The sequence below is a fragment of the Microbulbifer okhotskensis genome (assembly GCF_023895975.1).
GTDB lineage: Bacteria > Pseudomonadota > Gammaproteobacteria > Pseudomonadales > Cellvibrionaceae > Microbulbifer > Microbulbifer okhotskensis.
This window is the reverse complement of sequence record NZ_JALBWM010000010.1, coordinates 1-13809: the sequence shown is the minus strand read 5'-3', so window position 1 is coordinate 13809 and position 13809 is coordinate 1. Positions and strand designations below refer to the sequence as shown.

At 47.9% G+C, this 13809-nt stretch carries 14 protein-coding genes; 12 read left to right on the top strand and 2 right to left on the bottom strand.

Annotated features, from left to right (window positions below):
• The first annotated feature begins 1 nt into the window (after position 1).
• The 10 genes from nqrE to MO867_RS03985 all read left to right on the top strand — a co-directional run bounded on the left by nqrE (position 2) and on the right by MO867_RS03985 (position 10291).
• On the top strand, positions 2-610 hold the full coding sequence (gene nqrE / locus MO867_RS04030) for an NADH:ubiquinone reductase (Na(+)-transporting) subunit E (RefSeq protein ID WP_252464849.1): 609 nt from the start codon (positions 2-4) through the stop codon (positions 608-610).
• 17 nt (positions 611-627) lie between these two features.
• A complete protein-coding gene (nqrF, locus tag MO867_RS04025; RefSeq protein WP_252464847.1) occupies positions 628-1851 on the top strand; it encodes an NADH:ubiquinone reductase (Na(+)-transporting) subunit F in 1224 nt (407 codons plus the stop codon).
• Between the two features lie 14 nt (positions 1852-1865).
• Positions 1866-2927, top strand: a complete 1062-nt coding sequence (locus tag MO867_RS04020; protein WP_252464845.1) for an FAD:protein FMN transferase — start codon at positions 1866-1868, stop codon at positions 2925-2927.
• Entirely contained in the window at positions 2924-3166 is a 243-nt protein-coding gene (nqrM, locus tag MO867_RS04015; protein ID WP_252464844.1) for a (Na+)-NQR maturation NqrM, read from the top strand. Before MO867_RS04020 ends, nqrM begins: the two co-directional genes overlap by 4 nt.
• A 145-nt stretch (positions 3167-3311) precedes the next feature.
• Positions 3312-4709, top strand: coding sequence for a Si-specific NAD(P)(+) transhydrogenase (gene sthA, locus MO867_RS04010; RefSeq protein WP_252464842.1), 1398 nt, complete (start codon positions 3312-3314; stop codon positions 4707-4709).
• A complete protein-coding gene (locus MO867_RS04005; RefSeq protein ID WP_252464840.1) occupies positions 4706-5170 on the top strand; it encodes a thioesterase family protein in 465 nt (154 codons plus the stop codon). The genes sthA and MO867_RS04005 overlap by 4 nt, the downstream gene beginning before the upstream one ends.
• A gap of 85 nt (positions 5171-5255) precedes the next feature.
• Positions 5256-5894: a LysE family translocator gene (locus tag MO867_RS04000; RefSeq protein ID WP_252464838.1), complete on the top strand. Its 639-nt coding sequence runs from the start codon at positions 5256-5258 to the stop codon at positions 5892-5894.
• A 48-nt stretch (positions 5895-5942) separates the two neighbouring features.
• On the top strand, positions 5943-6389 hold the full coding sequence (locus tag MO867_RS03995) for a GNAT family N-acetyltransferase (RefSeq protein WP_252464836.1): 447 nt from the start codon (positions 5943-5945) through the stop codon (positions 6387-6389).
• An 897-nt stretch (positions 6390-7286) separates the two neighbouring features.
• Positions 7287-7976 (top strand): YopT-type cysteine protease domain-containing protein, encoded by a 690-nt coding sequence (locus tag MO867_RS03990; protein WP_252464834.1) that lies wholly within the window; start codon positions 7287-7289, stop codon positions 7974-7976.
• A gap of 728 nt (positions 7977-8704) precedes the next feature.
• Complete coding sequence (locus tag MO867_RS03985) at positions 8705-10291, top strand: bifunctional AfsR/SARP family transcriptional regulator/alpha/beta hydrolase (RefSeq protein ID WP_252464832.1); 1587 nt, start codon at positions 8705-8707, stop codon at positions 10289-10291.
• Between the two features lie 145 nt (positions 10292-10436).
• Here the strand turns inward: MO867_RS03985 and MO867_RS03980 are convergent, their stop codons facing one another.
• Positions 10437-10763, bottom strand: coding sequence for a hypothetical protein (locus tag MO867_RS03980; protein ID WP_252464830.1), 327 nt, complete (start codon positions 10761-10763; stop codon positions 10437-10439).
• 1095 nt (positions 10764-11858) lie between these two features.
• Here MO867_RS03980 and MO867_RS23775 point away from each other — a divergent pair.
• Both MO867_RS23775 and MO867_RS03970 read left to right on the top strand, forming a co-directional pair.
• The gene (locus tag MO867_RS23775) at positions 11859-12776 is read left to right on the top strand and encodes a helix-turn-helix transcriptional regulator (protein WP_252464828.1); all 918 of its coding nucleotides are present in this window, start codon (positions 11859-11861) and stop codon (positions 12774-12776) included.
• Between the two features lie 169 nt (positions 12777-12945).
• The gene (locus MO867_RS03970) at positions 12946-13407 is read left to right on the top strand and encodes a GyrI-like domain-containing protein (RefSeq protein ID WP_252464826.1); all 462 of its coding nucleotides are present in this window, start codon (positions 12946-12948) and stop codon (positions 13405-13407) included.
• A gap of 59 nt (positions 13408-13466) precedes the next feature.
• On the opposite strand, the gene MO867_RS03965 is transcribed toward MO867_RS03970, so the two are convergent.
• On the bottom strand, positions 13467-13809 hold a 343-nt coding region (locus MO867_RS03965; protein WP_252464824.1), incomplete at its 5' end, for a DUF3604 domain-containing protein.

Sequence of the window (13809 nt, the reverse complement as noted above, 5' to 3'; positions counted from 1 at the left end):
CGTGGAACATTATATTTCTTTGATTATCCGCGCCGTTTTCATTGAGAACATGGCGTTGGCGTTCTTCCTCGGTATGTGTACCTTCCTGGCCGTATCGAAGAAGATCGAGGCCGCAATTGGCTTAGGTGTAGCGGTTATCGTGGTACTGACTCTGACAGTGCCGGTGAACAACCTGATTTACACCTACCTACTAAAAGACGGTGCACTGGCCTGGGCTGGTTATCCCGATGTAGATCTGAGCTTTCTCGGCCTGTTGTCCTATATTGGCGTAATTGCGGCACTGGTACAGATCCTGGAAATGTTCCTGGATAAATATGTACCGGCTCTCTATAACGCGCTGGGTGTATTCCTGCCGCTGATCACTGTGAACTGCGCCATCATGGGTGCTTCTCTGTTTATGGTGGAACGCGAGTATGCGTTCGGTGAGAGTGTTGCCTACGGCTTTGGCGCTGGCCTTGGTTGGGCGCTGGCGATTACCGCTTTGGCCGGTATTCGCGAAAAGCTGAAGTACAGTGACGTTCCTGATGGCTTGAAAGGCCTGGGCATCACCTTCGTAACTGTTGGTCTGATGTCCCTGGGTTTCATGTCCTTCGGCGGCATCGATATTTAAGCGGGGAAAACAATAGAATGAGTATTGAAATTATCCTCGGCGTAGCGATGTTTACCGTCATCGTGCTGGCACTGGTGGCGGTGATACTTGCCACTCGCTCGCGCCTGGTAAACACCGGCAACGTCAATATCCTGGTGAATGGTGAGAAAACTATCACCGTACCGGCCGGCGGCAAGCTGCTGCAAACCCTGGCCGCCAACAACTTGTTCCTGGCCTCCGCTTGTGGCGGCGGCGGCAGTTGTGCGCAGTGTACTTGTAAAGTGAACTCCGGCGGTGGCGACATGCTGCCTACCGAAGCAGCTCACTTCACGCCGCGCGATGCGAAAGAGGGCAAACGTCTTTCCTGTCAGGTTGCGGTTAAGCAAGACATGGAAATCGAAGTGCCCGAAGAGGTGTTCGGTGTGAAACAGTGGGAATGCACTGTGGAATCCAACTCCAACGTGGCCACTTTTATTAAAGAGCTGACCCTGCGTCTGCCTGAAGGTGAGAGCGTTGACTTCCGTGCTGGTGGTTACGTTCAGTTGGAAGCACCAGCGCATCACGTACAATTTTCGGACTTCGACGTAGAAGAGCAGTATCGTGGTGACTGGGAACACTTTGGTTTCTTCAAACTGGAATCCAAGGTAACTGAGCCAGTAGTGCGTGCCTACTCCATGGCCAATTACCCGGAAGAGAAAGGTGTTGTAAAGTTCAACATCCGTATCGCAACCCCGCCGCCTCGCACTGAGGGTATTCCACCGGGTCAAATGTCTGCCTATGTGTTCAGCCTGAAGCCCGGTGACAAAATCAAGGTGTACGGGCCCTTTGGTGAGTTCTTCGCCAAAGAAACCGACAACGAGATGGTGTTTATTGGTGGTGGTGCCGGTATGGCGCCGATGCGTTCGCACATCTTCGACCAGCTCAAGCGTCTGAACTCCAGCCGTAAGATCAGCTTCTGGTACGGTGCTCGCTCTTTGCGCGAGATGTTCTATGAAGATGACTACAATGGCCTGTCTTCAGAGTTCGATAACTTCCAATGGCATGTGGCTCTATCCGATCCGCAGCCGGAAGATAACTGGACTGGCTATACCGGCTTTATTCACAACGTGGTGTATGAAAACTACTTGAAGGATCATCCGGCGCCGGAAGATTGTGAGTACTATATGTGTGGTCCGCCCATGATGAATGCTGCGGTCATCAATATGCTCAAAGATTTGGGTGTAGAAGATGAGAATATCCTGCTCGATGACTTCGGCGGATAACTGGAGGGCTTAGCTTGCTAAAAGCAATCAAAGGCCCAGCAGATACAAAAACAGGGCCCGTCTTCACGGCCCTGTTTTTGCTTTGGGTGGCAGTATTTTTATCAGCTTGTACCCCTGCGCCGGAAACCTGGCAATTAAGCGGCCGTACCATGGGGACCAGCTATCACATTACGGTAGTGCAGGTTCCTGCGGGTAGCGATCGCGAAACGCTGCAGCAGCTGATCGACAGTGAGTTGCAACAAGTCAATCAGGAGATGTCCACCTACATTGATGATTCCGAGTTGATGCGTTTCAATCACAGTCCGGTGGGGCAGCGGGTTCCAATCAGCCAGTATTTGGCGAGTGTATTGGAGATGTCCCTGGATATTTATCGGCGCAGCGATGGTGCCTTCGAGGTGACGGTTGGTCCGCTGGTCAATTTGTGGGGCTTTGGCTCCCGGCCGGAACCGGAAAGTATTCCCTCCGATGTAGAAATTGCCGGGCTGTTAGAGATTGTTGGGTCCGATGCATTAACTCTGACTCGAGGGCCCGATACTGTTACTAAGAGCCGTACCGTGGAGGTGGATCTCTCGGCGATTGCCAAGGGGCACGGGGTGGATCGGGTTGCTGTACTGCTGGAGCAGCAAGGGATTTTCAACTACTTGGTCGAAATTGGTGGTGAACTGCGAACCCTCGGCGTGAATCCAAAAGGTAAGGCTTGGAGGATTGGTATTGAAACCCCGGGCACTGCCGGTCAGATAGTACAGGAGCCGATTTTGGTGAGCGGTAGAGCGGTGGCAACCAGTGGTGACTATCGAAATTACTACGAAAGGGGCGGTGTACGCTATTCCCACAGTATTGATCCTCGCACTGGCCGCTCACTCAAGCACAAACTGGTTTCGGTGACGGTGATTGACGATACCTGTGCAGAGGCCGATGGTTTGGCCACGGCGCTGAATGTGCTTGGAGCCGAGGCAGGGATGGCAATGGCCGAGCGCGACAAGCTCGCTGTTTTTATGTTGGTAAAAACCGATGATGGTTTCGAAGAGCGGTACAGTTCCGCCTTTGCACCTTACTTAGAGAGGTCTGAGAAGTGACAATTTTCCTATTTGCCTTTGTGGCCATGCTGCTGGTTGTTGCCGGTATGGCGCTCGGAGCGATGGTCCAGAACAAGCCGTTGAAAGGAACTTGTGGTGGGCTCAACAATATCGGCATGAAGCAGGACTGCACAGTCTGCGGTGGCGATGATGATGAGTGTGAAAAGGAGCAAGAGCGACAAAAACAGCAAGAGATGACTGCCGGCGATCTCGCTTACGACGCAACAAAACGCAAGTAAGCCTTTTCATCAAAAAGCCCGTGATCAACGGGCTTTTTGTTTTATGTCATTGGTACAACCAGTGTCGATAACCGTAAATTAAGTCTTGAATATACTGCGCTACCGCGCCTTATATTCCGTTGAGAAAATTGAATTAGAGCTTTAGATGGCAGAGCAAAAGTTTGACTTGGTAGTAATTGGTTCTGGCCCGGCTGGTGAGGCCGCCGCAATGAGTGCAGCTAAAAAAGGTATGCGTGTTGCAGTGATTGAGAAGCGTCAAGTGGTCGGTGGCAATTGTACCCACAAGGGAACTATCCCCTCCAAGGCGCTGCGCCATTCTGTTAAACAATTGATGCGTTACAACACCCAAAGCGTTTTCCGCGCGTTAGGTGAGCCCCGCCGCCTCACCTTCCCCCAGGTGATGCAGACAGTCAACAAGGTGATTTCCTACCAGGTGGAAATGCACACATCTTTCTATGCGCGCAACCGGGTTGACCTTATCGTTGGTGAGGCTGAGTTTCACGATGCCCACACGGTTGAGGTGGTAATGCCCGATGGTGCTGCAGAAACAGTTACCGCAAAGAAGTTTATTATCGCCACCGGCTCACGTCCGTACCGCCCGGGCGATGTAGACTTTGATCATGAGCGGGTCTATGACAGCGATATGATTTTGGATATGCAGCACACACCGCATTCCATTATGATTTATGGTGCTGGTGTTATCGGCTGCGAGTATGCCTCCATCTTTGCCGGTTTGGGCGTTAAGGTGGATCTGATAAACACCCGTAACAGTCTACTGGAGTTCCTCGATGATGAGATCTCCGATGCGCTCAGCTACCACCTGCGCGATATGGGCGTAACCGTTCGCCACCAGGAAGAGTATGCACGCGTGTTGCCCAACGATCAGGGCGTCATTATGGAGATGCAGTCTGGCAAGCGTATTCATGCTGATGCATTGCTCTGGTGTAACGGTCGGACCGGTAACACCAACTCCCTTGGCTTGAATAATGTCGGCCTTGAGGCCAACCACCGCGGCCAGCTCAGTGTTGATGATCACTACTGTACTGAAGTGGAGAATATTTTTGCAGTAGGTGATGTGATTGGCTGGCCCAGTCTCGCCAGTGCCTCCTATGATCAGGGACGCGCAGTGGCGGCGGCTATTGCCGGGCGAGGCCATCGTGTGATCGAAGATGCACCAACCGGTATTTATACCCTGCCGGAAATCTCTTCTGTCGGTAAAACTGAATCTGAACTGACTGCCGCTAAAGTGCCTTACGAAGTGGGTCGCGCGCTATTTAAGCACACTGCTCGCGCGCAGATATCCGGTGAACGTGTCGGTATGCTCAAGGTGCTGTTCCATATCGAAACCCATGAAATCCTGGGTATTCACTGCTTTGGTGCCGAGGCTGCCGAGATTGTGCATATCGGCCAAGCCATTATGAAACAACCGGCGCCGAACAATTCTATCGATTATTTTGTCAACACTACTTTTAACTATCCCACCATGGCTGAGGCATATCGCAGCGCTGCACTGGATGGGCTCAACCGGGTTGCCCGCCTATGACCGAACCCTCACCGAATGAGTTTCAGGAATTGGTAAAAGGGTTCTTTGAACAGATCCCTTTTAACCAGCAAATTGGACTTGAGATGCGCAACCTGGACTTGGAGGCGCTCACTCTCTCCGCAGGCTTTGAGCTGAAACCGCAGCTGATTGGCAATATTTGGAAGAATATCCTGCATGGTGGTGTAATTGCCACTGCCCTGGATACCGTCGGTGGTTTGACTGCTATGGTTGCAGCCTACCAGCGCATGGGGGATGTGCACTGGAAAGAAAAGGCAAGTCGCTTGTCAAAGCTGGGTACGGTCGATATGCGTGTAGACTATCTCAAGCCGGGAAGGGGTGAGCACTTCCTCTGTGAAGGCTCGATTCTGCGTGCCGGCAACAAGTTGGTTGTAACCCGGATGGAGTTGAGCAATGACAAGGATGAGTTGATCGCTACGGGTACGGCGACGTACTTATATTAATAAGAGCCGGGCTTTAAATTAGCCCGGCCAATCAAACTTTTGGCCGCACACCCGCTATCTAATTGTCCCAAGGGCGTCTTGTATTATGAGTGAAATACTCGTATTTGCCGCTATTTCTTTGTTATTAGTTGTTTCCCCCGGACCAAACAGTGTCCTCATACTTAAAACACTAACCGCTAAAGGGTTGAGGCCAGCACTAGAGAATATTCTGGGCCTGGTCTCAGCAACCTTTGCTCACGGCGCCATCTCTATTCTCGGTTTATCGGCAATCATTGTGCAGTCTGCTGAGATCTATACCCTGATAAAGTACTTAGGCGCAGCCTATCTTGTTTATCTGGGTATGAAAACGATTGTTTCCACTTTTGCCCAAAGTTCGTCGCAGGCAAGTCAAATGGGAGGCTCTGATTCAAATGCAGGCTCAAGGGCTTCTCACCGCAATTTTGCCGAGGGGTTCTTAACGCAAATATTGAACCCAAAAGTGTCGATGTTTTATCTTGCCGCCCTTCCTCAATTTATCCAGTTGGGGTCATCCAGTCATTATGAGGCGTTTATACTGGTTTCAGTCCATGCCTCAATAATATTCCTGTGGTTTCTGGGCATGTCTTCGGTGTTGTCCCGATGGAAGCAAATTTCGGTAGGAGGTCGGGCTCGACACTGGGTGCTGCGCTTGAGTGGTAGCATGCTGATTTGTTTTGGCGGACTGGTTGCTCGCCAGAATACATAAATAAATTCCCAATTCGTTGTCTGTGTATGGTTTGGCAGGAGGTAGAGCGTGGAAATTATTCAATGTGATGAAACTTATTTATGCGAAGTTGCTTCAATTTTTGATGAATATAGAGTCTTTTGCGGCCAGTCTTCTGATATTGCTGGGACTGAGATATTTTTGCGTGATTTACTTTGTACCCAAGCCTCAACCTTATTGATAGCGGTCGAACCGAAAGAAAGACAGGTTATGGGTTTTGTAAACCTCTATCCCTGTTTCTCTTCCCTGACACTAAAGCGCCTATGGATTCTCAATGATCTTGGGGTGTCGAGCCGTTTTAGGGGAGCGGGTGTATCAAAAGCATTGCTCCGGGCGGCACTGGACTTTGCGAAAGAAACGAAAGCCATTCGAGTTGAATTCAAGACAGAAAAAAATAATCGCCGAGCGCGACAGCTCTATCAATCGTTAGGCTTTGAAATTGATCAGGGTAATATTTATTACAGAGTCCCGTGTTGATAGATCGCTCAGTTAGCGAATTTCTATAGAGTGACAACCTTCACTGAACCCCATTACATGTTGCGCTTTATGGGTGTCCTCATGCCTGGAGCGCTCGTTTTTGACGCAGCATCGCTGACCTTTTGCCGTGATGCGGATTGCTCTGTTGGCGATGCAATTGGCTTTCTGTGGAGGTTTGGTTGCCGGTATTGTTGTTGCTGTCCAAACATTTGAGATACAAATATACAGCTTTTCTAGTTCTCGTGTAGATTGATAGTGGTTTGGTGGCGGTGCTTTTCGATAGGTTTTTTGCTGTGTACAGGAACCGCTCGGTACAGGCCGCTCTATGAAGTTTATGTATTGTAAGGGTCTATTTCTGTTCGGTGTTTAGGGTTTCGAATATAAAAATCCTGATGATTTCGAGTCTCTATCTTATTTATCCCGTCAAATGCAAAGTATAATTTCGAGGATCATATCTTTAACTGCAGAAAATTTTTGCGTTTGATGGGTGTTGTAGGCTCAAGAATTTTAAAAGGCTAGCATATGCAGAGAGCTGCAGTTGTCGACCGCCTACCATGATAGAGTCATTATTATTTTTGATTGCTGGGTTGGCTGTTAAGTTTCTAAAGTTCGTTTAAATTTGTCTCTGTGCAAGGTGATGCTATTCCCTTGTGTTTTCTATGGATATTGTCTGGGTAGCATTTCGAATTTCCCCAATTTTTTAATTTTACTGCTTGGTGGTGTCTGCGGCCGGTTGAGTGGTTAAGTTTTCGGCTGCGTGGTTTTTGTTTCTTTGGGTAGGGTGCGCTGGGTAAATTTTTGTGAGTCTAGTTCCGTAAAAATTTATCCATATTGTTTGCATATATGCTCAATAATATAGATGTCCGAGATGTTCGGTTGTGATGTAAGGATAAAAATATGCCAAAAGATGTAGGTGCTTCCCGGATGGGTGGCCAGCTGACTTGGAATTTTAGTCAGGGTAGTTATAAAAGTATCATTAAGAAGCATCCCCATACCAAAGGTGGGATTTGCGAAGCACTTTCAGTTAGCTGGATTAGTAAGGCGCTCCAATCGGGTCTACGGGATGCTCTGTCTACAGGAGATAACATCGACGACACAAAGATAGCCGTGGTCGCCCAGCGCTTTGCTTCTATGTATCGTTTTAAATTCCAGAATGGTACAGAGGGGAGGTCTAGTACATCCTTCGAAATGATCAAGGAGACCAAGCAATACTTGGAGTCCCAAGGATTTCATAATGTCGGCCATGCCGGTAGCGGTATTGCGCTAAAAAATAAAAATCCCTCTTTGGAAGAGCAGTTTACAGCTTCTTTTGGTGCCCTTGAGGATAAGGATTACTTCAAGCAGCAGTCCAGTACGCTTCACTGTATACTCAGAACCGCGGGCAACGGCTGGGGGCATGCGATGGCGTTTCGTATTGAGTCATCCTCGGATAAGGTGTGCTATTTCTTCGATCCCAATAAAGGGGAGTTTAAGTTTTTACAGTATCAGAACTTTAAGAAGTGGTATCAGCATTTCCACCGTGATTCCAAGACCTACAGATCCTCACGGGCGATCGGATTTGATGTGTTTACACACAAAGATAGATGAGCCCTTATTGGCGGAGCGACACTGGAAGTGGCAATCATACTGAAAATAGAGTGTTAATTGATCGAAGGGCAAGCTTTGGTTTGCCCCTGCTGGGGGCGAGGAGGAAAGTGTTAAAGGCAGGCGCTACACCTGATGGTTGTCTATGTCCGTTAGGGCAAATGCCCACCAGCCTTCTGGGTGGAAAAGGCTGTACCTACCTTTGGGTAGGCTCTATGGTCGAGTTTGGCAGAAACTCGGCGATATGCAGTCGTTAGCGGAAATCATTCCACAAATGTATTATTTTTTAATTTACCGAAAAATTTAGACTTGCTCACTTCTTGGTTGCAGATATACTAGGCTTTGTCCGCCCACGCCCACGCCCACGCCCACGCCCACGCCCACGCCCACGCCCAGAGCCATCTGTTCTCGAACGAAGCTACAAAGAGACATCTCTGGCTAAGAGGCTGCGGTCAATATGTCATATATTGATAGATTTCATAATCTGCGGTGAGATTGAGGGCTTGTTCAGGGGCTCTGCGGTAAATTGGATCACATCTGCAATGCTTACTGTTTGCGAGCCATTGATAAGCCTGAGAAAATCGCTGGGAACTCTACAGGGTGGCGAATTAATGAGTGGCTTTCCGTGTAGATTGTTGTGTTGAGGGCGTTGCTATGAGTCTGGTCTGTGTTTTCTCGAGCTTTTCCGCTATGAACAATGGTTATCTTACTTTCAGGGGGTGAGTGTTTCTGTGATAGGTATATCAATCCAAATGCTGGGAGAGCTGCAAGTTTTCCAAGGCGGCATACCCGTCAATTTGCCTCCATCGAAAAGAACCCGGGCTTTGTTGGCATTTTTGACATTGGCTGCGCGCCCACATCGGCGTGATCGCTTATGCGAAATATTCTGGGGGTTGCCAGATGATCCGCGGGCTTCATTGCGCTGGTCGTTGAGTAAAATTCGCTCCATTGTTAATTGTGCGGATCAAGAACGCCTGGTTGCGGATAGAGAGCGAGTTAGCCTGGACACAGAAGCCGTTAATATCGATATAAGCCAGATTGCATCAAGGGTTGATATTCCTAGTATATCGGTTACTGAGCTTAAGGGCATCCATCGACAGCTTCGAGAGCCTTTCCTGGATGGTATTGACCTTCCCAATCAAGAATTATTTCAGCAGTGGCTTGTATCTGAACGCGAAGAGGTTCTTCGGTTGCGTGGCAGGGCATTGGCCGGCCTGTCATCTCATTCAGATGTGCCGCTGCAAGATAGGGTCGGTTGGGCGCGAAGTTGGGGGGAGTTGGAGCCCTATAGTACAGCCGCTGCGACACGCTTGTTGAAGCTGTTAGATTTAATGGGGTTGAGCCGCGAGATGGAGCTTGAATGTTCAAAGCTTAGTTGCCGGTTTCGTAAGGCGGGTATTTCATGGGTACCCTATAAGTCGGGGGAGGAGGAGCAGTTTGATGAGAGGAAAGATGAACCCATCTTGGGCCGCACGTTGCTTACTCAGCAGAAGGTTAAGTTTTGTACCGCAATGGATGGTGTTGGTATCGCTTACGCAAGTATTGGTAAGGGGCCTCCAATCGTAAAGGCTGCCAACTGGTTAAGTCACTTGGAGTACGACTGGGATTCGCCGATATGGAGTCCACTATTTCGCGAGCTTTCCCTGGATCATCAGTTTATTCGCTACGATGAGCGTGGAAACGGCCTGTCAGATTGGAGTGTGAAGAATATTAGCTTTGAATCTTTTGTCACGGACCTTGAAACTGTAGTTGATGCCTGTGGCGCTGAGAACTTTACTCTTCTTGGTATTTCGCAAGGTGCAGCGGTATCGATTGAATACGCGGTTAGGCACCCTGAGCGCGTAAAGCAATTGGTTTTGTTTGGTGGTTATGCGTCTGGGTGGCGGATTGGTGCTAGTGAAGCGGTTATAAAAGAACGTGAAGCTATTATGACTCTTACTGAAACAGGCTGGGGTCAGGATAATCCTGCGTATCGGCAAATATTTTCGTCTACATTTATGCCGAGTGCCAATGCTGCTGAACTTGCTTGGTTCAATGAATTCCAACGCCTGACGACTTCTCCAGAGAATGCAGTTCGGTTCCTTTCGGTTTTTGGTGGTATTGATGTGCGTGAGCGATTAAAGCAAGTCACCGTTCCTACGTTGGTTATTCACTCCCTTGGGGATCAGCGTATTCCGGTAACAACTGGTTATGATATAGCCTCGGCTATCCCAAATGCTCGGTTTGTCGGGCTGGAAAGTGATGGGCACCTGCTGCTGGGGCGGGAGTCTGCCTCAAAAATATTTGTTGATGAGGTGAGGCGGTTTATCTCACCGTAGTGGTTGAGCCGATCCCAGCGCTTACCCGGTAGCACTTTTTCACTAAAAGCAGCTAGCTTACTTTGGGGGCTGAGGCGATTGCGCCCTATCTCAGCGGTAGGTTTTTGCTGGAGCTGAGATTCAAAGTTAGGGGGTTGGCTATCTACTAAAGGTAGACAGCCAGTTCTTTGGCGGGGAGGTAACGAATAGACGCCTCAGGGAATTTTCGGATAATATCGAGTGCCGCAGAGCGTGCCATCGCCTCATCGGAGTAGTTGTTGGGCAGCTTAACATTGGATTTGGTTCTTCCAGATATATAGCGTGTGACTACGATATATCTTCCCCGCCATTTCCCCCAAAACACATCGCTGGGCGCATGATCTGCCGGTGGGGCTACTGATGGTTCCGCCTGGGTTTTTGGTTCTTGTTCTGCTTCTTGCTGCCAAATTAATTGGGCGAGCTGATTTAATTCTTTAGAATAACTTGTCGACATAAATCTCAAAAATATAAGTGTTTGTTGATTGTGGGAAATTCTTGGCCGTTTACAGATGTAAGCTTGAAGCCTAATAAAAAAGATCCTGATAAATACTAATCTATAACTTGATTGAATCGTCTTGTGAGTTGTTTGGAGTTATCCAAACACAAGTAATATTTTAAAGGTCTTTTTTACTCTATCAATCATCGATGCGCGCAGCCCTAGGGCATTGCCTACGCTGAGTTGTCTAAGGTAAAGCGGAAAAGACATATTATCAAGCTATTTTCTCATATTTACCGCTGGAATCAAATCCAACGGGTCTAGATCCTTTTGGCGTATCGTCAAAATGCAATTTTGGTTGTACAAATTATCGAAGGCTTGGTCATTCTATGTTCGATTTCACCCGGCGATCTCTAGTCTAAAAACCGGTTCACTGGTTGTTAATATGGTTGATCTTGCCTGCCATTGCTTATTTTTAATGACGTCTGCGTTGGAAGGGGGGGATTTTGCTTTGTGGTGACAGGCTATATGTCCAGTCTGTCTCGGATGCAAGCTTAAGTGGTAAATTTAGTGGCGGGTTTTAGTCTCAAACGGTGAAAAGCTATGTTAATAAGTGTAAAGATCGGCGCGAAATCGTTATAAATTAACGATTAGTCATTATATCAAATTGTTTTTAGTTCCCCGTCCTTATGGTCTTTGGACAGAGGTAAGTGCGATTGAAATTCGTATTTTTAAATCCATAAACTGGGGGCTGTAAGGGAACTCTTGCTGTCAAGCGGTTACTCGCATGGTTATTAATCAGCGCAGTTGCACAAGGTTAGATATGGTACCGCTGTGCATTAGAAATTAGCGCAGATACGATCTTTTCGTTTGAGATTCAAACGCTCACTCCAACGATAGTGGGTTTCAATATTCTTACAGGGGAGGCACTGCAGCCTCCGATAGTTTGCTGTCAAATTGGTGCACAGTAGCCTGAAATGCGGCTGCTTGATAAGTTCCCAGCTGTGAGGATTAAGCACTGTTAAGACTGACTTTTGGGGATGGCACTTGGACCCAGGTGCTCCAGTTTGAGGGCATTTAGCGAGATAAACTGAAACGTCAGTGGTGGAACCCGTGATTATTACATGCCGAAAGGAATCAGATGAACCTTCGAGAGGTGGAAGTTTTATAGAATGTCAGTTCCCTAGTGATTTGTTTAAGTTGCAGAAGATACTAGTTCCTCCTGGTGAGGTGGTTTCACTGGATTTCTCATCTAACGTCAATCTCGTGATGATGATCTCTGGTTCAGCTGGCATTGAGTGTGATTGTATTGATGCCAGGTTTCAGCTGGATTCGGGGCAGGTGTGGTTGGCAAGTGCGGTAAACAGGTTTTTGTTGTCCAGTAAAGGCGACGGGGCTGAGGTCGTGGCCATCTGTATCAGTATTCAGGCAGCAATGCTCGATCGCTTCTACGAGCGGTATAGCAAGGCGCTGTTGCGGGCAAAAAACAAACAGGTCGGAGCAAGTGTAAGACCTACCTGCAAGAACAATCTTTTTATTTTTCCTGAGTGTGACTTGGTGAGGTTCACTCTAGATTCATTCAATGTATTCAGCCAGCTTGGTGATGATGGATTGATGGTATTAAAGCTTGAAGAGTTATTGTTGTTAAAACTAAATAGTGACTACGGTAGGATATTGGCGGATGAACTGCTTGGCCAAGTGAACCCGGAAAATGAAAGGTTTCGGCGATTTATGGAAGCCAATGTGACTCAAAATTGGTCTATGGTAATTTATGCTAAGCATATTGGTATGAGCTTAACTGCGTTTAAAAATATGTTTGGGCGGGTGTTTAGGGAAGAGTCTCCTAAGGCCTGGATTAATACGCGCCGGTTGCGGTACGCCGACATTCAGCTGAAAACGAGCAATAAACGATTGGTTGATGTTGCTTTGGATAATGGCTTTTCCAGTCAGTCATATTTTACGCAGCTATATAAGGCAAAATATGGTTTGCCTCCTTCTGAAGTTAGGCAAAAGTCAGAGGCTGAATCTTGATTTCAGGTGTTAATTTAATTGAAATTTATAAGGGGGCAGTTTGGCTTTGTAGGTTTTGGCTATCTAGCGATTAAAAAATTGCCGGGTTTCGATATCTAGTTGTCTCTACAGGCTGGTCACCTCAAAGTGGTTATTATAGTATCGTACCTATACCAATAAATAGATATATATGGCTGAGAATATGGGCATTACTGAAATAGAGGGTTTTGACCTAGTCGGGTTCTGTACTCGTACCAAGAATGCAAATGAGGCTGACTCATCTTCCGCTAAAATAGCGCCGCTTTGGGGGCGGTTCAGCTCGGAGGCCGCACCGCAACTAAGAGGTAACCCGCAAGTTTATGGTGTCTACACCAACTACGAATCTGATCACACGGGATTTTTCGATGTTTATGCGTGTTCGGACATGCTTTCGACCGATATGTCGGAAGACTTCAAAGAAGTGCAGGTAAAACCCGGTAAGTATCTGGTGTTTTCAGCAAACGGTGATATGCCTCAGATTGCTATTGATCTGTGGGGCGAAATTTGGAGTTACTTTAGTGCCGGGGATTGTCCTCATCAGCGGGCTTACACGACTGACTTTGAGCAATATATTGGTGGAAATGAGGTTCAGATTGCCATATCTGTTCAATGATAGGCAGCGGCACCTAACAACACGGGTTTATTGTCGACTGAGCGCCATCTCGCGAGTGCTTATCGGGGTGAGTACCAAATTGGTGAGCTGAAAGCTCGCCCCTGTTGTACCAAAGGTACCTTGTCGTCCATTTCGACTCCAAAGCGCACTTTGTCGTACAGGGTCCAGCGGGGTGTGGGAATCTCAAGGGCGCGCAGGTAGTAAACAGCACTTTGCAATGGATTAAATTCCGGGTCTTTGAATATTGCGATCAGTTGGGGTGAGCCAATGGTGTTGGAATATTCAGCAGTCTCCATGTTCACTGTAGTGCCTACCGGGGCCAGCTTACCCTTTCCATCGAGCTTTCGAGAGTTATAACCGAATCTGGTGTTTGAGGGTTTGAAAGAAAGTAGCGTATCTGGT